Here is a 17,007-nt window from a genome sequence, read left to right as displayed (position 1 = left end):
GGCGCAGCCTTGCCGCGCTTCGCGAATGGGAGGGGACCCTAACGCAAGACCGTTCCATTACAAGGCGCAAACTGCGGGCTTTCCCCTCATAAGTGGCGCGTCTAGAAGGCTCGCCATGTCAACGACCTTCCAGCTCGAGACGAGCACCAGCCGCGCCAATCCGACTCCCAGGCCGATGAAGCGCCTTACGGTGCCCAAGATCCGCACACGCAAGACCGACGGCAAGACGGGGGAACCACTCGTCATGCTGACGGCATACACCGCGCGACAAGCCCAAATTCTCGATCGGCATTGCGATCTCCTGCTCGTCGGGGATTCGCTCGGGCAGGTAATTTATGGTCTGCCATCCACTGTGCCCGTCACACTGGAAATGATGGCGGCACATGGCGCCGCTGTGGTTCGCGGAAGCTATCATGCAGTTGTCGTAGTGGACATGCCGTTCGGCTCATACGAAGCCTCCAAGGAACAGGCCTTCGAAAGCGCCTCGTATCTCGTCAAGCAGACGGGCGCCGCGGCAGTGAAGCTGGAAGGCGGTGCGCCGATGGCAGAGACCATAGCCTTCCTCAACCAGCGCGGAATCCCTGTGATGGGCCACGTCGGACTGACTCCGCAGGCCGTCAATGTTCTGGGCGGTTATGCCGCACGCGGAAGGACCGATGCCGAGGCAGAAACCATCGTGGGGGATGCCAAGGCGCTCGACGATGCCGGAGCCTTCGCCATTGTTATCGAAGGCGTGGTCGAACCGATCGCCATCGAGGTTACCCGGTCTGTCTCTTGCCCCACGATCGGGATAGGCGCGTCATCGCAATGTGACGGCCAGGTACTGGTGACCGAAGACATGCTCGGCATGTTCGAGCGCGTGCCCAAGTTCGTGAAGAAGTTCGAGAGCATTTCGGAGGTCATTGAACGCAATGTCGCGCAATATGCGCAAGAGGTTCGCGATCGCAGTTTCCCCGGGCCTGAGCAAACCTACCAGCCCAAGGACTGAGCTGCGACCATGAGCACTTTCCTGCGTTTCTACGGCTTTTCGCTGGTCTTCACGGTCGTGTGTCTCGGCTTGGGAGCATGGTACGGGTTTTCCAGCACAGGGACGATCCCGGGCACGTTTTCGATGCTTTGGATCATCGTCGTCCTGTCGGTTCTGGAAATCTCCCTCAGCTTCGACAACGCGGTCGTGAACGCCTCTGTTCTCAAGCAAATGGACGAAGTCTGGCAAAAGCGTTTTCTGACCTGGGGAATTGCCTTTGCCGTTTTCGGTATGCGTGTTGTTTTCCCGCTCGCCATCGTAGCAATCGCCGCCGGGATCGGCCCGATGGACGCGGTGAACCTGTCATTGAACCGTCCAGACGAATATGAACGCATCGTCTCATCCGCACATGTCGGCATTGCTGGTTTCGGCGGGGCGTTCCTGGCCATGGTCGGCCTCAAGTTCTTTTTCGATCTCGACAAGGAGATTCACTGGATACGCTGGATTGAAGAGCAGCTCAGCAGGTTTGCAGCGCTGCCGGCGGCAGAAATCGCCCTTCTCCTCCTCGCGCTGTGGGGCATCTCGACGATGCTGCAGCCAGACGAGGCGCTGACATTCTTGGTTGCGGGGATACTTGGCCTCGTAACCTTCATCGCAGTCGAAGGCATCAACGCGATCCTTGAGGCCAAGGAAGAGGCCCGCGCGCTTCAAGGTGCCGTAATGCGGAGTGGCCTTGGGGGATTCCTATACCTCAACGTCCTTGATGCCAGCTTCAGCTTCGACGGGGTCATTGGTGCCTTCGCCTTGTCGAACAACATGATCGTCATCGCGCTTGGTCTATCCATCGGTGCGATGTTCGTCCGTTCCATGACGATCCACCTTGTTCGCAAAGGTACGCTTGCCGCTTATCGCTTCCTGGAGCACGGCGCCTTCTGGGCGATCATCGTGCTTGGCGCCATCATGCTGCTCTCGGCTCGCTTTCACATATCCGAGACAGTGACAGGGCTGATCGGTGCTGTGCTGATCGGTCTCAGCTTTGCGTGGTCGGTCCGTTATAATCGGCGCCATCCGGATGAGGTGGACCAGCCAGCCGGCTAGCGATCGGCGCAGCGACCACCAACTGGAAGAAATGGTAGATCAGCAAGGCGATCACCACAAAACCCGCAGTTTTGGTGGGGAACATGATAGTTGCAAGCGGAGCACCCACAGCAGCGCTCTTCTGGGCAGCCGCGAATAGAAATGCGATCCGGTCCCCGCGCTCAAGCCCCAGCACACCGCCTGCCCCCCACGCTCCCCAGTTCCCGGCCAGCAGGAACAGTGCGACGAGTGCCAGGATCGACAGCCAGTCGAAGACATTTACCCGGGTCCAGATACCCTGTTCGACTGCCCCGGAGAATGCGACATATATCGCCGCAGCGATGGCAAAGCGATCAATCCAGACGATCTTCCCCTTGTGCTTCGCAATGAACAAGCCCGCCCATCCCTGGGCAAACTGACCGATTGCGAATGGCAGGATGAGAAGTAGCATGATCTTCATGATGACTTCGGAACCGACAGCCCCGCTTCCGCTGCCACCCAGGGCGAGGAAGATCGGGACTGTGACGAAGACCCCGAGGATGTTGAGCAGCGCGGCACCGACGACCGAAAGCGCGACATTTCCTCCGGCCAGCGATGTGTAGGACGTCGCAGACTGCACCGTCGAAGGGAGGGTCCCAAGGTAGAGGAATCCCAGAGCGACCGACGGAGCCAACCATCCCGATGCGAGCTTCGCGAGACCGAGACCGATCAAGGCCATCACGCCAAATACCCATAGCACAAGAGGCAAAAGGAACCGCAGGTTCCTAAACCCTGCCACAATGTCCTTCCGCGCAATGCGCAGGCCGTTGAGCAGGAAGAGCACGAATATCGCGGCATTGGCCACACCTTGTGCAATGATGCGCGCCTCACCGGTTGCCGGGACAATCGCCGCTAACAGAATTGCCAAGACGAGCATGCGCAGCATCGGGTCGGCGAAAAGCGTTCTGGCGGCCATCTAGTGTCACTTACTTGGCCCCACCGCTTTGTCGAGCCATCACCGCCGATCGAGTGAGCGAAGCTTGGTGGACAATTCTGCCCTCGCCTCCAATTGGTCACGGGGGAGAGAGCCGAGCAAGGCTCGTACAGCGCTCTGGTTCATAGGCTGCAGCGAATTGGCGGCGATGGCATACTGCAAGGCCTCCTCGCTTTCGCCCAGATGAGCGGCGGCAATACTTCGTGCCGAAAGTACCCAGGGCACGCGCCCATGACCCAAGGATATGGCATGATCGAGCAGCGCGGCGGCCCGGGTCCATTGCCCTTCGAGCGCGTAGGCATCGGAAAGCATTGCTGCGGCCTCTCCGTTCATCGGATTGGCGACTACGAAGTCTTCGAGCATGTATCGCGCGGCGGCTTTCCCGTTCACGCTTGATGCCATCCGAGGGACCAGTGGCCACGGCTTCCGGACCTTCGCCGACTTCGAGTACGCTTGAGCTGCCTCGTCCCTGTTTCCGCTGGCCAACAATGCGTCACCCAGCAGCGCCAGGGCATCGCCGGAACCCGGGAACTGCCTGGCGAAGGCACGAGCCTGACCGAGAGCGTCGACGGATTGTCCGCGGGCGATCGCTGACCTGATCCGATCCCTTTCTTCAGGTAGTCCACCGCTTATCGGAAGGGCTGACAGACCTCGGCTTCCCTGCGCAGCAAGGTCGAGAAATCGCGAAGCCGACACACGATCATCCATGGCCTCGTATGCCCTGCCGACGAGGGTCCGAAGGTAGTTGGAACCGGCCGGACCGGCTGCCCGCTTCTCGAACCGGTGAACCAGCTCTGCTTCGCTACCGCCTCGCGACAGGGCCAGCGCCAGCAAATCTACCACCCGTCCGTTGTCAGGCTGTCGTCCGTACAGGCGGTCCAGTGTCTGCGCGGCGCTGTCGAAGTTGCCTTCGTGAATGTCGATGATCGCCGAAAGAAGAAGCGCGGACGCGACTCCCTCTTTCCCGAGCCCAGACCTTTCCAGAAAGTCCCTTGCGAGAGAGAACTTCCCTCCACGCGCGGCGATGACCCCCTGGATAAACTCTCCGCGGGGATGGCCGACGGCCTGTCCACCTTCACCGCGAAGTACCTCCAGGGCAGCCTTTGCCCGTCCCGCATCGCCCAAGGTCGCGGCGAGGTCGACACGGATATCGAGATTACCGGGTTGTGCGGCGAGCGCCCTCTCGAACCACCGGATACTCGGCACGACCCCCTGCGAATCTCTCGACAGCTGGCCTCTAAACTGCAGAGCTACGGCCTGCTGCGGTCCAAGCGCTACAGCTCGATCGGCCGCTTCGAGAGCCTGCAACTGTTCACCGCCACGATACCGAAGCCGGCCGATGTCCACCCAGAGCGCAGCACTTCCGGGGTCCAGAGACAATGAACGGTCAAATGCCTGACCGGCTGCAGGCAGGTTGCCCCTCGCCATGGCCAATTGGCCCTGCATCCGAAGTCCATGAGCCCGCGTATCTTCGCTGAAATTCCCCGGATCGAGCCATCTTGCAGCTTCCTCCAGATCGCCTCTGGCCAGGGCAGCCTCGCCAAAGTAGGCAGCGAGGGCCGGGGCTGGTGCACCTTCGGACAGCAGCTCATCGAGGATAAATTTGGCGCCAGCCGCATGTCCGGATGCCAGCTCGCCTTTGGCACGCTCCAGCGGAGCAACGTCTGGGCTTCGTTGACCGCAACCGGTCAGCCCCGCAGTGCAGGCGAGCAGCAGAATTCCAAGGGCGAGGCGATCACGCCTGGAGGTCATACTGTTTCAGGAGATCGTATAGCGTCGGCCGACTGATCCCCAGCAACTTCGCCGTGTTCGAAATGTTGCCTTCGGTTCTTGCGAGAGCCTGACGGATCATTCGCCTGTCGGCCTGCTCGCGAGCCGTCTTGAGGTTCAGCGCCAGGTCCGCGCCATCATCACCGGTATCCAGCAGATCGAGATCTTCGGCACCGACGAGCTTGCCATCAGCCATGATCACTGCGCGTTTCACTCGGTTCTCGAGTTCGCGGACATTGCCCGGCCAGCCCCAATTGTCGATCGCCGACAGCGCATCGGGCGCGAAGCCCTTGACGTGCGGGTTCATCTCGGCGGAAAAACGCGCAAGGAAATGCTTGGCGAGGAGCACGGCGTCGCCCGGGCGCTCCGAAAGAGTGGGCACCTTCACCACGATCTCGGCCAGGCGATAGTAGAGGTCCTCGCGGAAGGTGCCCTCGCCGATCATGGCTTCGAGGTCCTGGTGCGTCGCACAGACGATACGTGTGTCCACTGCGATCGGCTTGCGGCCACCGATGCGTTCGATGGTTCGCTCCTGCAGGAAACGGAGGAGCTTCACTTGCAACGGCAAGGGAATGTCGCCGACCTCGTCGAGGAACAGGGTTCCGCCATCGGCAAGTTCGATTTTACCCTCTGTCGTCTTTACCGCCCCGGTGAATGCGCCCTTTTCATGCCCGAACAGCTCACTTTCGAGCAAATTCTCGGGGATCGCCGCGCAGTTGATGGCGATGAAGGCTCCGCTGCGTCGGTCGCTTGCCTGATGCAGACCCTTGGCGAGGAGTTCCTTGCCGGTACCACTCGCTCCCAGGAGCATGACAGAGACATTGGTCGGTGCGACACGTTCGATGGTGCGTGCGACCTTGCCCATTTCCGGCGCTGCCGTGATCATGGAACCGAGGACCGTGCGATCCTCGCCAACCTTGTCCGCAAGGCGGCGGTTCTCGCTTTCGATCTGGTGCAGGCGATAGGCCCGCTGGACGATCAGGCCCAGCGTGTCGATGTCGACGGGCTTCTGATAGAAATCGTAGGCGCCCTGCTCGATCGCACGCAGAGCGCTTTCACGCGCGCCGTGACCCGATGCGACGATGACCTTGGTGTCCGGCTTCATAGCCATGATCGCCTCAAGCACCGCAAAGCCTTCGCTCGTGCCGTCGGGATCCGGCGGCAGGCCGAGATCGAGCGTAACGACAGGCGGCGCTTCCGCGCGCAGGGCCGCCAGCGCCGCCTCGCGGTTTCCTGCGATGACGACTTCGAAGTCGTCATAGGCCCACTTGAGCTGTGCCTGCAGGCCTTCGTCGTCTTCGACGATGAGCAGTGTTGGTCTCGTATCGGCCATATCAGACGGTCTCGTAGTTTGCAGGGTCAGGGCTGCGCCTGATCAGTTGGTCGGCAGCCAGCAAAGGCAACGCGACGGTGAAGCGCGATCCGATCCCTTCGCGGGATTCGACATCGAGGCGACCACCCATTGCCCGAACCATCTCGCGAGCCTCGAACGCGCCAATGCCGAAGCCGCCATCCTTCGATGAAACGAACGGCTTGAAAAGTCCGTTGCGGAGGAACTGCGGGCTCATGCCACGCCCGTTGTCGATCACGTTGATCTTGCCGCAGACACCATCCGAATAGACTTCAAGCGCCACCGCGCTGTCGTTGTCGCTCGCATCGATTGCATTCTGGACCAGGTGAACCAGAGCCTGCTCCAATGCTTCACTGTCCCCGGTTACCAATGCACTCTCCACCCGCAGGAGCGAAACGGTGTGCAGGTGGGCAAAGCGCTTCTGGAGAGTGCGGGCAACAACTGCCATGTCGAATGGCTCCGCCTTCGCAGTGTCCTTCGGGCCATAGCGCGCAAGGCGTGCCAGCAGGGCATTGAGCTTGTCTGCGCTGTTGCGCAGCGTCACCAGCATGTCCTTGCGGAATTCCGGCTTGTCGGCATGTTTTTCGGCGTTGCGAAGCAACAGCGACATCTGGCTCGACAGGTTCTTGATGTCATGCATCACGAAGGCCATCCGCCGGTTGAATTCATCAAAGCGTCCAGCTTCCAGCAGTGCCGCCTGACCGCTTTCCTCAGCTAGGTAGCTGGCCAGCTGTCGCCCGACGACGGTCAGGAGATCGAAATCCTCCCAATCGAGTTTGCGCATCGCGGGGGGGCGGGAAAGGACGGCAAGTCCTACCAGGCGGTCGAAGTGAAGCAGCGGAACTGCTGCCCAGACACGCCTGTCGTCGCGCAACCACTGAGGCACAGCATCACGTTCACCGTAGTGGTCCTTGCCGTCGCGCACTTCATCGAGGTCGAGGATCAGCTCCTCGCGTTCTAGTATCGCCGAGAGCGCTGCAGGAGCTGCGGGCGCCGGGATCTCATCGCCATGCCAGCGCCATTTTGCGGCAATCTGCAGCGCACCGGTTTCATCCGGTACCAGTAGCAGGCCCGATGGACTGTCAGTGATATCGGCAAGCGCCTTGACTGCACGCTCCTGCAGGCTGGTTTCATCGAAGCCTGTCCTGCCGATTGTATGAGTAAATCGGATCCACTCGGCGCGGTAATCGTAGCGGTGCTTGAACAGGTGCTTGATTGCCGTCACGCGAAGCCAGCCGCGCATGCGCTGTGACGGCAACCAGATCAGCGCCAGAGCTCCGGCTGCGATCACCAGTCCCACTTGCGCAAGCCTCGCCAGATCGCCGGTCAGCAGGTCCAGCCACCGCGCCACCGCGACCATCATGACGAGGTAGGCACCGATCACCAGCAATGACAGGAAACGGAAAGTGACAGCACGCGATGGACGGAACTCCAGGCCTGCCGCCGCTCGGGCAAAGCCGAACGCAAAGGGGACTGCGACAATACCCGCTGCCAGACCCCGGACGGCCGCAATCTGGCCAGGAACCGCACCGATAATATAGCTGACGGTGTAATAGTTGAGGTCAAACGCCCAGAGACCGGCCAAAGCTGCGGCATTCCACCGCAACAAGCTGCGCGAGGCCACGGATGCACCGATGTAGAGGTTATGAACGAGCACCAGTGCGCCGATGGCCACCATTATCCGGAAAAGTACGGCGGTCTCGAAGACGAGCGAGGCTATCTCCGGGGTAAAGGAGTAACGCTTTGCCAGCAGCAGCAAGGCGAAGTGCAATATTTCTACGAAGCCAAGTGCAACCATCGCGGGCCGCACGATGCGCAGGCTCTCGTCACGACCATCGTTCGCGAAATGGCGAAACAGCACAAACAACCACCCAAGATTGCGTGCGATTTCGGTCAGCTCGACCATAAAGTTGCTAGGCTCGAAACTCGCCGCCGCGAAGCACCAGTTTGCAGTTAGCGCTAGCGCGGCAATAGCTGGCGCCCGGTCGCTGCGGTTGGGATCGCCCCTGCTGCCCACCCAGACCGCGGCGATGGCACAAATAATCGCGCCGATCGAATAGGCGGCATATGATAGGGTCCCCGCCCAGATCATCAGCGCGCACCTGCCGGCCAGAGGATCACCCGCGCAGTCTGCAACAGGATCAGGATGTCGAGGAAGGGAGTGTAGTTCTTCGCGTAGTACAGATCGTACTCGAGCTTGTGCCTCGCATCCTCGATGCTTGCGCCATAGGGATAGTTGATCTGCGCCCAGCCCGTGATCCCTGGCTTCACCACATGACGTTCCGCGTAATAGGGCAGCTCGCGTTCAAGATCGGCCACGAAATGCGGCACTTCGGGACGTGGTCCAACGAAGCTCATTTCGCCCTTCAGGACACTCCACAGCTGCGGGAGTTCATCGATGCGAACCTTGCGAATGATCCGTCCAATGCGGGTAATGCGCGGATCGTTCTCCTCTGCCCATTTCGCACCGTTGGCTTCCGCATCGGTGCGCATCGAACGCAGTTTGATGAGAGTGAAATCTTCTCCGTAGAGGCCCACGCGGCGCTGGCGAAAGAACGCTGGCCCCTTGCTCTCAAGCTTCACCGCGGCCGCAAAGATGACGATCAGGGGCAAGGCGACCACCAGGATGACCAGGCTGACCGCAACATCGAAGCCGCGCTTGAGTATACGTGAAATCCGCTGCTCGGCCGAAAAGCCGTCCGAAAAGATCAGCCAGCTGGGGTTGAGTGTGTCTAGGTCGACGCGGCCCGTCTCGCGCTCGATGAAGCTCGAGTAATCGTTGACGTTCACGCCCTTCGTCTTGATCCTCAGCAGTTCCTTCAATGGCAGCGAGTTGCGGCGCTCCTCCAATGCGAGGACAACTTCGCTGGCGCCAAGCCGCTCGACGTAGCGACCGAAATCCTGGATCGACTGCCGTGGGACGGGATGTTCGATTTCGGGCGTACAGTCGCCCATGTCGACGAATGCGGTAGCGATGAAACCGCTTCCCGGCCTCTTCGAAAGCCGCATCAGCCGAGCAGCGCGCTTCCCCGAGCCAAGCACAAGTATCCGCCGACGAAAGGTCTCGATGCCGATCATTCTCTCCGCGAAGTAGCGCGAAATGACGAGCCCGAAGAAGGCGATGATGGTCGCGTAGAACAGGATCGAGCGCCAGAACACCGATCCTGGCAGGATGAAGTTGGCGATGGCAATCGCACCCACGCCCAGCAATATTGCAACGAGCATGCGGGAAGCAGCGAAGCGAATGGAGCGCAATGCCTCAGGGCTGTAGGCACCAACCGCGATCATCGTGAGCCAAGTCACCAGCGCAAATCCGCTCAGCTCGATCAAACGGTTCTCGAGCAATCCGATACTGCTTCCGATCTGCGTGATACGGATGCGCCAGGCGACTTCGCCGGCGGCCACAAGGACAAGCAGGTCCAATATGCCGAGCAGCACGACATTGTACGAGATGTAGTGCTTGAAAAGGCGGATCATCTTGTCCGGGCTCGCGAATTCCAGGTGTCGGAATTCTTGACTAGCAGACAGGGATGAATTGTCGGTAAATTTTACACTGACAAGAATAAGGGCGACGAAGCAGTGCCTCGCCGCCCTTGTTCGTCGAGAATCGCCTTAGTTGGAAACGGCGTCCTGAACGGCTTCGCCGGCATTCTGGGCGGCATCGCCAACCTCGTTGGCAGCATTGCCGACTTCGTTGGCGGCTTCCGCAACCGCATTGTCCTTGGCCACTTCCGCGCCGCTCATCTGGGTGAGGAAGAAGATGCCCACTATGGCGACGATCAGGACGAGAAGCAGGATGCCCCAGTTTGTCCCGCCGCTGCGGCCTTCACCGTCGGTAATGACAGTATGAGTGGTATGCGTATCGCCGGTCGGCGTGGTCGTTTCGGTGATGCGTTCTTCGGTCATGTTTCGCTCCCTGCGAATGAGATTTTGGAGCGTAAAACGTGTGCGACCCCGCTGCGGTTCCTCATCCGCCGAAGATCGTTGGTTAATTGCCTGCAAACTCGAACGGCGTGATGCCGTAGCGGACCGGATCGAAAGTGAGCCGTCGACCGGTGGGTGGCAGCGATCTCTGGCTGCACCGTACCCGATGGCAACGACGGCAGCCGGGGCCGATCGGTTGCGCATCGTCCGAGCGCAACGAAATGCCCCGCGCCTGGGCAAGATCGCCCGCGAGGACCGCCTCCACTCCGATCGAGACGACGAATTGCGTTTCGCCCGGCTCCCCGCGCCCTTCGACCGTGCGGGAAATCGTCAGCCAGCCCCCCTCGCGTTCCCCCGCAACGTCGAGTGAAACAAACTGCACCTGCAATTCCCCTGCGCGCTCGAATGCGCGGTGCGCATACCAGAGGGGGCAACTGACGTCGGAATTGACGAACCGCGCAGTGCTCGCCCCGACGAAGGTTTTCGAGAACTGGCCAGCGCGGTCGACCCGCACCATGAAGAACGGCAGCCCGCGCTGCCCGACGCGCTGGAGAGTGGTCAGGCGATGGGCAAGCTGCTCGAAGCTCACGCTGAAGCGCCTTAACAAGACCGGCAAGTCGTATCCGGTGGCTTCACAGGCACGCAGGAAACGGGAGTACGGCATCAGGAGCGCCGCGGCGAAATACCCATCGAGATGGCGCGTGAACAGCCCTCGTGCGGTCTCGTCATCGAACTGCGCACCCTTGGCGATGGCATCGATTTCGTCGCGAAATTCCAGGCGCGCAATTGCAAGCGCGAGCTGGAAATTGCGCGATGCCGCGCTGAGCATTTCGGAAAGCTGGATCTGGCGCGCATGGAGGTCGAGACGGCGCATGCTGTCGGGCATGACGTCGCGCGGCAGGATGCGAACGGAAAGCTGGTGCCGCTCTCGCAGACGGTCTGTCAGCGCGAGGCCTATATCTCCGCGCGACAGGCGCATTTCATCGGCCAGTTCCTCGGCAGCGTTGTCGAGATCGGCGAAATGATTGCGCCATTTCTCGATCTCCCGGCGCAGCGCGAACAAGGGATCGTCCTCTTCGACGGGTGCCCGCCCTGCATTATCGTAGAGGCGCGCAAATGCCGCCGCGGCCTGGGGAGCGCTGGCGAGCAATTCCTGCATTTCGTCACGGTCGATGCCGAGGTCGGCAAAGCGCTCGTCGGCGAAACGGCGGGCGAGACCATCGATGCCGCCGATCGCCTCATCCTCGCGCAAGGTGCGGGGATCGAAGTCGAACTGCTCGACCAGGCGCATGACCACGCGCGCACTGATCGGACGCTGGTTGCGCTCGATCAGGTTGAGGTAGCTCGGAGAGATTTCCAGTCGTGTGGCCGTCGCGGCCTGTGTGAGCCCCTCACGCTTGCGCAGGCGACGAATGGCAGGACCGGCGAAGAGGGCTTCCTCAGCCATTGGGTGTCACTTTCTTTACATATTTACACGTGCCCTACCGCATTCGCGTCGATCTAGACAAGATTTTTTGTAAATTTTCCTGTCGCGAATCTCCGCCCTCCCCCACATCGGTTGCGAGGCGATCACGCCCCAGACGATCAAGGAGCATACCCGTGACCTACTCGGCCCGGATCAAGGAACTGAACGAAACCATCGCTGCCAACGGCGCCCCCTGGGCTGCCATCGACGCCGAGAGCGCAGCGCGCATGGTCGTACAGAACCGCTTCCCCACCGGCCTCGACATCGCGAAGTACACCGCGAAGATCATGCGCGCCGACATGGAAGCCTATGACCGCGATCCTGCGAACTACACGCAGTCGCTCGGCACCTGGCACGGTTTCATTGCGCAGCAGAAGTTAATCAGCATCAAGAAGCATTTCGGCAATACCAAGCGCCGTTACCTTTACCTCTCGGGGTGGATGGTCGCCGCCCTGCGCAGCGAGTTCGGCCCACTGCCCGACCAGTCGATGCACGAGAAGACCTCGGTCTCTTCGCTGATCGGCGAACTCTACACCTTCCTGAAGCAGGCCGATGCCCGTGAACTGGGTGGCCTGTTCCGCGAACTCGACGCTGCCAAGGCCGCGGGCGACGCCGTCGCCACGCACCGCCTGCTGCGCCAGATCGACGAGCATGAAACGCACGTCGTTCCGATCATCGCCGACATCGACGCCGGATTCGGCAACGCAGAGGCGACGTACCTGCTTGCCAAGAAGATGATCGAGGCGGGTGCCTGCGCACTGCAAATCGAGAACCAGGTGTCGGACGAAAAGCAGTGCGGCCACCAGGACGGCAAGGTCACCGTGCCGCACGAGGACTTCCTCCAGAAGATCCGTGCGATCCGCTACGCCTTCCTCGAACTGGGCGTTCCCGACGGCATCATCGTTGCGCGCACAGACTCGCTCGGCGCGGGCCTGACCAAGCAGATCGCCTACTCGACCGAGCCCGGCGACCTGGGCGACCAGTACAACGCCTTCCTCGATTGCGACGAAGTCGATCCGTCAGATATCAAGAACGGTCAGGTCTTCATCAGCCGCGACGGCAAGCTGCTGGCACCCAAGCGCCTGCCCAGCAACCTCTACCAGTTCCGTTCGGGGACCGGAGAGGACCGCTGCGTGCTCGACTGCATCACCTCGCTCCAGAACGGCGCGGACCTGCTGTGGATCGAGACCGAGAAGCCGCACATCGAGCAGATCGCCGGCATGGTCGACCGCATCCGCGAGGTCATTCCGAACGCCAAGCTGGTCTACAACAACTCGCCCAGCTTCAACTGGACGCTGAACTTCCGCCAGCAGGTTTACGATGCCTGGGAAGCGGCAGGCAAGGACGTGTCGGCCTATGATCGGGCCAAGCTGATGAGCATCGACTACGACGCGACCGATCTGGCCGCCGAAGCCGACGAGAAGATCCGGACCTTCCAGCGCGATGCTGCGAAGCGCGCCGGCATCTTCCACCACCTCATCACGCTGCCGACCTACCACACGGCTGCGCTGAGCACGGACAACCTCGCCAAGGAATACTTCGGCGACCAGGCGATGCTGGGCTACGTCAAGAACGTCCAGCGCGAGGAAATCCGCCAGGGCATCGCTTGCGTGAAGCACCAGAACATGAGTGGCAGCGACATCGGCGACGACCACAAGGAATACTTCGCCGGCGAAGCAGCGCTCAAGGCTGGCGGTGCTGCAAACACCATGAACCAGTTCGCTGCGGCGTAAGGAGAGAGAGGATGACGAGCATGACCGACGACACTCCGAAGACGGAACCGGGCCGCGCCCGCGCACTGTTCTCGACCGCCGACTTCCGCCTGCTGCGTACCGCGCTCACCGCCTACGCCCGCCAGACGGACGACCGCGAGGAGTTGGCCAAGATCAACGCGCTGCACCACCGCCTCGGCACCTACGTGCCGTCAGACGGTTGACGGGCAACTAGAATTCAACAGTTCTCCTGGGGAGGAGAATACGGCCGTCGGAGTGTCCCCAACACTCCGGCGGCCACAATTTTATGACTAGCCCTTGGTTTTCGACATGAGGTCGATGGCCGTGCTCGCCAGAGCCTCTGCCCCCGCTGCGATAACCTTTTCCGCATCCGGCGCCCAGAAGGGTGAATGGAGCGAAGGCAAGGTCGCCCCCGTTTTTGCGGCCTCCTCGATGACTTCAGTCCGTTCGCCTCCGACCCACAGCATCACCGACTGGACATTCGCCGGATCGGCCCGGCGATAGCGCGAGAAGTCCTCGCCCGGCATGATCGGCGGGGCGCTCACAACCCTTTCAGCACCGAAACGTTCGACCAGCGGAGCGACGACCTGCGCAGTGAAGCCGGGTTCATTGATCAGCGATGGCGTGAAGCCCTCGCCGAACTTCACCTCGGGCATCAGGTTCTCGGGCACGCCCGAAGCCATGGCCTCGCCCGCAACGATCCGCTTGATCCCGTCGATCAGCCGCGCTCGCTGTTCATCGGTGAAGCTGCGCACGGTAAGTTGGAGGTGGGCGGAATCCGAAATGATGTTGTAGCGCGAGCCCGCATGGAAGCTGCCAACGGTCACGACCGCGGGTTCTATCGGATTGTTCTCGCGACTGACCAGGGTTTGCAGGCGCATCACGATGGCACTCGCAAGGACGATCGGGTCCTTTGTCGTATGCGGAGCCGCGCCGTGGCCGCCGACCCCCTTCACGTAGATGTCGACGCTGTCGACATTGGCCATTGCCGGACCACTGGCATAGGCAATCATGCCCGCCGGAACGCCCGACATGTCATGAAAGGCCAGAGCGTAGTCGGGCTTGGGAAAGCGCGTGTAGAGCCCGTCGTCGAGCATCGCCTTGGCGCCCTCGCCCGTTTCTTCCGCCGGCTGTCCGATCATGACGAGCGTGCCTGACCATTCGCCCTTGCGTGCAGCCATCTGGCGAGCGGTCGCGATCCACGCTGTCATGTGCGTGTCATGGCCGCAGGCGTGCATGATGCCGGTTTCGCCGCCGGAAGGCGGGATGCCGCGCTGCTTGCTGGCAAAGGGAAGCCCGGTCTGCTCGACCACGGGCAAGGCGTCCATGTCGGCCCGGATCATGACGGTCGGCCCCGGCCCGTTCTCGAGAACTGCGACGATGCCTGTCCTGCCGACGCCTTCGGTGACCTTGAAGCCCGCCTTGCGCGCGGCATCGGCCATGACCTTGGCCGACCGTACCTCCTGGAAGCTCAGCTCGGGGTGCTGGTGCAGGTCACGGTAGATTGCCATCAGTGACGGCATGTCGGCGGCGATGGCGGTGCGCAGGTCATCCGCGCTGGCAGGAGTCGCCGTAGCGGCCATTGCCAGAGCGACGAGTGCTGCAGGACCCGGATTGGACATTCTTCTCACTCTCCCAACGGGATGGAACACATGGAACACGGTCCATGAAACCTGAAAACTCGCCGCATGACCTTACATCGGCGTTGCGCTCACTGTTGCAGAGCCGTCACCGTTAGGAAAGGCTCACAGCCCGTAGGTCACCACCAACGCGATCGACAAGGTAGTGACCATGAGCAAGACCAGCGGCACGCCGGTACGGATATAATCCCGGAATTCGTAGGAGCCTTCGGACATGATCAACATGTTCGTCTGGTACGCAATGGGCGTCGCGTAACATAGGTTGCAGCCGAACAGCACGGCAAGCACCAGCGGTTCGGGAGGCAAGCCAAGTCGGGTCGCGATGGCAAAGGCGATGGGTGTGCCCACCGTGGCAGCGGTCGCGTTCGAGGCGAAGTTGGTGAGGAATGTAACCGCCAGCATGATCGCCGCGAGTGCGGCAGCAGGAGGCAGGTGTTGCAGGCCCAGCGCCATGACACCGCCAATCCATTCCGCAGCCCCGCTGTCGAGGATGATCTTGCCGATCGCAATGCTTGCGGCGACGAGGACGATGACCTTTGCCGAGAGTGCACGCCCGACACGGTCGAACTTCACGCATCCGGTAACGAACATCAGGATCGCCCCGGCAAGGGCGGAAATCGCGATCGGCAGGAAGCCGACCGAGGCAAGCCCAACCGAACCGACCATGATCCCTCCGGCCAGGAGTGCCTTCGAGCGGCGGGGGAGTTCGCGCATACCTTCGAGTATGAGCAGGCTGTCCGCACGGGCGAAGGACTGGAGATCGTCGGGCAGGCCCATGACCAGCAGGACATCACCCTCGGCAAAACGCTGTTCTCCGCCTTCCAGGGGAATTTCGCGCTCACCCAGAATGCGGTCCGGCCGGTGAATGCCGATCACCGCTACGCCATAAAGGTCGGCAATTCCGGATGACGGGAGAGTGCGACCGATAAGCCGGGAGTCCACCGTTACGGTCATTTCGACGACCGCGATATCGACACGGCTTTCATCGGACCTGCGCTTTATGCGGTCGAGGACCCAGCTGGGTGCCGTATCACCCCTCAGGATGCGCGATGCCTCCTCGATCGCCTCGTGGGTCCCCGACATGCGCAGGCGTTGGTTGGGACGCAGGAGTCCCAGCGGGACGTCGCCAAACTCGATTTCCGCGGGAAGCCTAGAGAATACCTCGCTCAGCTCACGCCCGTTAAGAATCGAATTTTCGGTAATCCGCAAACGCGTTTCGAACCTGCGCGAGGCGTGGGTTTTCTCCACCCGGTTGTCGCCCAGCATGCGAGGCATCACCAGCCAGAGGTACGGCAAGGCGAAAATTGCGGACACGAGCACAATTGGCGTGAACGAAAACACCGACATCTGTCGCAGACCGAGGTCGACGGCGATCGAGGCCACCAGGATATTGGTCGAGGTGCCGATCGTCGTGGCCATGCCGCCGATCAACACTGCGGCGTTGAGCGGTATCAGTGTCTTCGACGAGGCCATGCCACCGCGTGCGGCAAGCTGCACGAATATCGGCAGCAGGAGCACCATGACCGGCGTGTCGTTGACTCCCATTGAAAGGAGGAACGCAACAACCAGCGACAGCAGGAGGCCCAACTGGCCGTTCAGCTTGAACACCCGCTCGAGGAATCGCGCCGCCGGATCCAGCGCCCCGGTGACGACTAGCCCCCGCCCCATGATCATCAGTGCGCAAATTGTGATGAGTGCGTAGTGCCCGAAGCCTGAGAATGCCGTCGTCAGCCCGTCAGTGGGCTTGGTATCGGGCAGCGGGAAGAAATAAAGGCCGACGGCAATGACGGCGATCGTCAGGAGCGAGATGATCTCGACCGACATCTTTCCGCGCGCAAAGCCGACGAACATTGCAATGGTCACGGCCATGGCCGCGATGGCGTGGTATGAAGGAACCCCGATCATCTGTGCCGGGCAATTTCAAACCTTTGCCCACAACACAAGGTAATTCGGGATTTCCCGACCCGGAGGTCGCAAGCGATCTGGTGGCTGGTACCCCTGGCCGGACTCGAACCGGCACTTCAAAGAAACTCGATTTTGAGTCGAGCGCGTCTACCAATTCCGCCACAGGGGCACTGGGTCGGGAGCGCGGGAGTTAGCCGCGCTC

At 61.3% G+C, this 17,007-nt stretch carries 14 protein-coding genes, 1 tRNA gene and 1 pseudogene; 5 read left to right on the top strand and 11 right to left on the bottom strand.

The genetic code is table 11. The annotated features are described in order from the left end of the window. Positions 1-115 precede the first annotated feature (115 nt). Entirely contained in the window at positions 116-988 is an 873-nt protein-coding gene (gene panB / locus IRL76_RS04730; RefSeq protein WP_200983620.1) for a 3-methyl-2-oxobutanoate hydroxymethyltransferase, read from the top strand. A gap of 9 nt (positions 989-997) precedes the next feature. Next, on the top strand, positions 998-2,065 hold the full coding sequence (locus IRL76_RS04725; RefSeq protein ID WP_200983619.1) for a DUF475 domain-containing protein: 1,068 nt from the start codon (positions 998-1,000) through the stop codon (positions 2,063-2,065). Here the strand turns inward: IRL76_RS04725 and IRL76_RS04720 are convergent. The 3 genes and pseudogenes from IRL76_RS04720 to IRL76_RS14695 form a co-directional block, all read right to left on the bottom strand. Next, positions 1,998-2,999, bottom strand: coding sequence for a bile acid:sodium symporter family protein (locus IRL76_RS04720; RefSeq protein ID WP_200983618.1), 1,002 nt, complete (start codon positions 2,997-2,999; stop codon positions 1,998-2,000). The genes IRL76_RS04725 and IRL76_RS04720 overlap by 68 nt on opposite strands. Before the next feature lie 39 nt (positions 3,000-3,038). Next, positions 3,039-3,380 carry a hypothetical protein gene (locus IRL76_RS14525; protein WP_246449994.1) on the bottom strand — a complete coding sequence of 114 codons (342 nt, stop codon included), beginning with the start codon at positions 3,378-3,380 and terminating at the stop codon, positions 3,039-3,041. 87 nt (positions 3,381-3,467) lie between these two features. Continuing rightward, a pseudogene (locus IRL76_RS14695) lies at positions 3,468-4,445 on the bottom strand (tetratricopeptide repeat protein); the annotation flags it as partial. A gap of 27 nt (positions 4,446-4,472) precedes the next feature. Here IRL76_RS14695 and IRL76_RS14515 point away from each other — a divergent pair. Next, positions 4,473-4,805, top strand: a complete 333-nt coding sequence (locus tag IRL76_RS14515) for a hypothetical protein (RefSeq protein ID WP_246449990.1) — start codon at positions 4,473-4,475, stop codon at positions 4,803-4,805. Here IRL76_RS14515 and prsR read toward each other — a convergent pair. The 5 genes from prsR to IRL76_RS04690 form a co-directional block, all read right to left on the bottom strand. Then, positions 4,753-6,120, bottom strand: a complete 1,368-nt coding sequence (gene prsR / locus IRL76_RS04710; RefSeq protein WP_200983616.1) for a PEP-CTERM-box response regulator transcription factor — start codon at positions 6,118-6,120, stop codon at positions 4,753-4,755. The genes IRL76_RS14515 and prsR overlap by 53 nt on opposite strands. Before the next feature lies 1 nt (position 6,121). Beyond that, positions 6,122-8,230 (bottom strand): XrtA/PEP-CTERM system histidine kinase PrsK, encoded by a 2,109-nt coding sequence (gene prsK, locus IRL76_RS04705; RefSeq protein WP_200983615.1) that lies wholly within the window; start codon positions 8,228-8,230, stop codon positions 6,122-6,124. After that, positions 8,230-9,615 carry a TIGR03013 family XrtA/PEP-CTERM system glycosyltransferase gene (locus IRL76_RS04700; RefSeq protein ID WP_200983613.1) on the bottom strand — a complete coding sequence of 462 codons (1,386 nt, stop codon included), beginning with the start codon at positions 9,613-9,615 and terminating at the stop codon, positions 8,230-8,232. The genes prsK and IRL76_RS04700 overlap by 1 nt, the downstream gene beginning before the upstream one ends. A gap of 135 nt (positions 9,616-9,750) precedes the next feature. Then, complete coding sequence (locus IRL76_RS04695; RefSeq protein WP_200983611.1) at positions 9,751-10,044, bottom strand: hypothetical protein; 294 nt, start codon at positions 10,042-10,044, stop codon at positions 9,751-9,753. A gap of 82 nt (positions 10,045-10,126) precedes the next feature. After that, positions 10,127-11,509, bottom strand: a complete 1,383-nt coding sequence (locus IRL76_RS04690) for a helix-turn-helix domain-containing protein (protein ID WP_200983609.1) — start codon at positions 11,507-11,509, stop codon at positions 10,127-10,129. Positions 11,510-11,661: 152 nt separating this feature from the next. Here IRL76_RS04690 and IRL76_RS04685 point away from each other — a divergent pair, with 152 nt between their 5' ends. Together IRL76_RS04685 and IRL76_RS04680 are read left to right on the top strand one after the other, a co-directional pair. Beyond that, positions 11,662-13,260 (top strand): isocitrate lyase, encoded by a 1,599-nt coding sequence (locus IRL76_RS04685; RefSeq protein ID WP_200983607.1) that lies wholly within the window; start codon positions 11,662-11,664, stop codon positions 13,258-13,260. A 20-nt stretch (positions 13,261-13,280) separates the two neighbouring features. Then, positions 13,281-13,463, top strand: a complete 183-nt coding sequence (locus IRL76_RS04680) for a hypothetical protein (protein WP_200983605.1) — start codon at positions 13,281-13,283, stop codon at positions 13,461-13,463. Positions 13,464-13,550: 87 nt separating this feature from the next. On the opposite strand, the gene IRL76_RS04675 is transcribed toward IRL76_RS04680, so the two are convergent. The 3 genes from IRL76_RS04675 to IRL76_RS04665 all read right to left on the bottom strand — a co-directional run bounded on the left by IRL76_RS04675 (position 13,551) and on the right by IRL76_RS04665 (position 16,974). Next, positions 13,551-14,882, bottom strand: a complete 1,332-nt coding sequence (locus IRL76_RS04675; protein ID WP_200983603.1) for a M20 metallopeptidase family protein — start codon at positions 14,880-14,882, stop codon at positions 13,551-13,553. A gap of 123 nt (positions 14,883-15,005) precedes the next feature. Further along, positions 15,006-16,805 carry an SLC13 family permease gene (locus tag IRL76_RS04670; protein ID WP_200983601.1) on the bottom strand — a complete coding sequence of 600 codons (1,800 nt, stop codon included), beginning with the start codon at positions 16,803-16,805 and terminating at the stop codon, positions 15,006-15,008. An 85-nt stretch (positions 16,806-16,890) separates the two neighbouring features. After that, positions 16,891-16,974, bottom strand: a tRNA-Leu gene (locus IRL76_RS04665). Between the last annotated feature and the right edge of the window lie 33 nt (positions 16,975-17,007).

The sequence above is a fragment of the Qipengyuania soli genome, from assembly GCF_015529805.1.
Taxonomy (GTDB): domain Bacteria; phylum Pseudomonadota; class Alphaproteobacteria; order Sphingomonadales; family Sphingomonadaceae; genus Qipengyuania; species Qipengyuania soli.
This window is presented reverse-complemented; position numbering and strand designations above follow the sequence as displayed.

Coding starts and splice junctions, on each gene's coding strand:
- IRL76_RS04720 (WP_200983618.1), bottom strand. CDS start 2,999: ATGGCCGCCAGAACGCTTTTCGCCGACCCGATGCTGCGCATGCTCGTC.
- IRL76_RS04670 (WP_200983601.1), bottom strand. CDS start 16,805: ATGATCGGGGTTCCTTCATACCACGCCATCGCGGCCATGGCCGTGACC.
- IRL76_RS04725 (WP_200983619.1), top strand. CDS start 998: ATGAGCACTTTCCTGCGTTTCTACGGCTTTTCGCTGGTCTTCACGGTC.
- IRL76_RS04690 (WP_200983609.1), bottom strand. CDS start 11,509: ATGGCTGAGGAAGCCCTCTTCGCCGGTCCTGCCATTCGTCGCCTGCGC.
- IRL76_RS14525 (WP_246449994.1), bottom strand. CDS start 3,380: ATGCTCGAAGACTTCGTAGTCGCCAATCCGATGAACGGAGAGGCCGCA.
- IRL76_RS04695 (WP_200983611.1), bottom strand. CDS start 10,044: ATGACCGAAGAACGCATCACCGAAACGACCACGCCGACCGGCGATACG.
- IRL76_RS04700 (WP_200983613.1), bottom strand. CDS start 9,615: ATGATCCGCCTTTTCAAGCACTACATCTCGTACAATGTCGTGCTGCTC.
- prsK (WP_200983615.1), bottom strand. CDS start 8,230: ATGATCTGGGCGGGGACCCTATCATATGCCGCCTATTCGATCGGCGCG.
- IRL76_RS04675 (WP_200983603.1), bottom strand. CDS start 14,882: ATGTCCAATCCGGGTCCTGCAGCACTCGTCGCTCTGGCAATGGCCGCT.
- IRL76_RS04680 (WP_200983605.1), top strand. CDS start 13,281: ATGACCGACGACACTCCGAAGACGGAACCGGGCCGCGCCCGCGCACTG.
- panB (WP_200983620.1), top strand. CDS start 116: ATGTCAACGACCTTCCAGCTCGAGACGAGCACCAGCCGCGCCAATCCG.
- IRL76_RS14515 (WP_246449990.1), top strand. CDS start 4,473: ATGAGCCCGCGTATCTTCGCTGAAATTCCCCGGATCGAGCCATCTTGC.
- prsR (WP_200983616.1), bottom strand. CDS start 6,120: ATGGCCGATACGAGACCAACACTGCTCATCGTCGAAGACGACGAAGGC.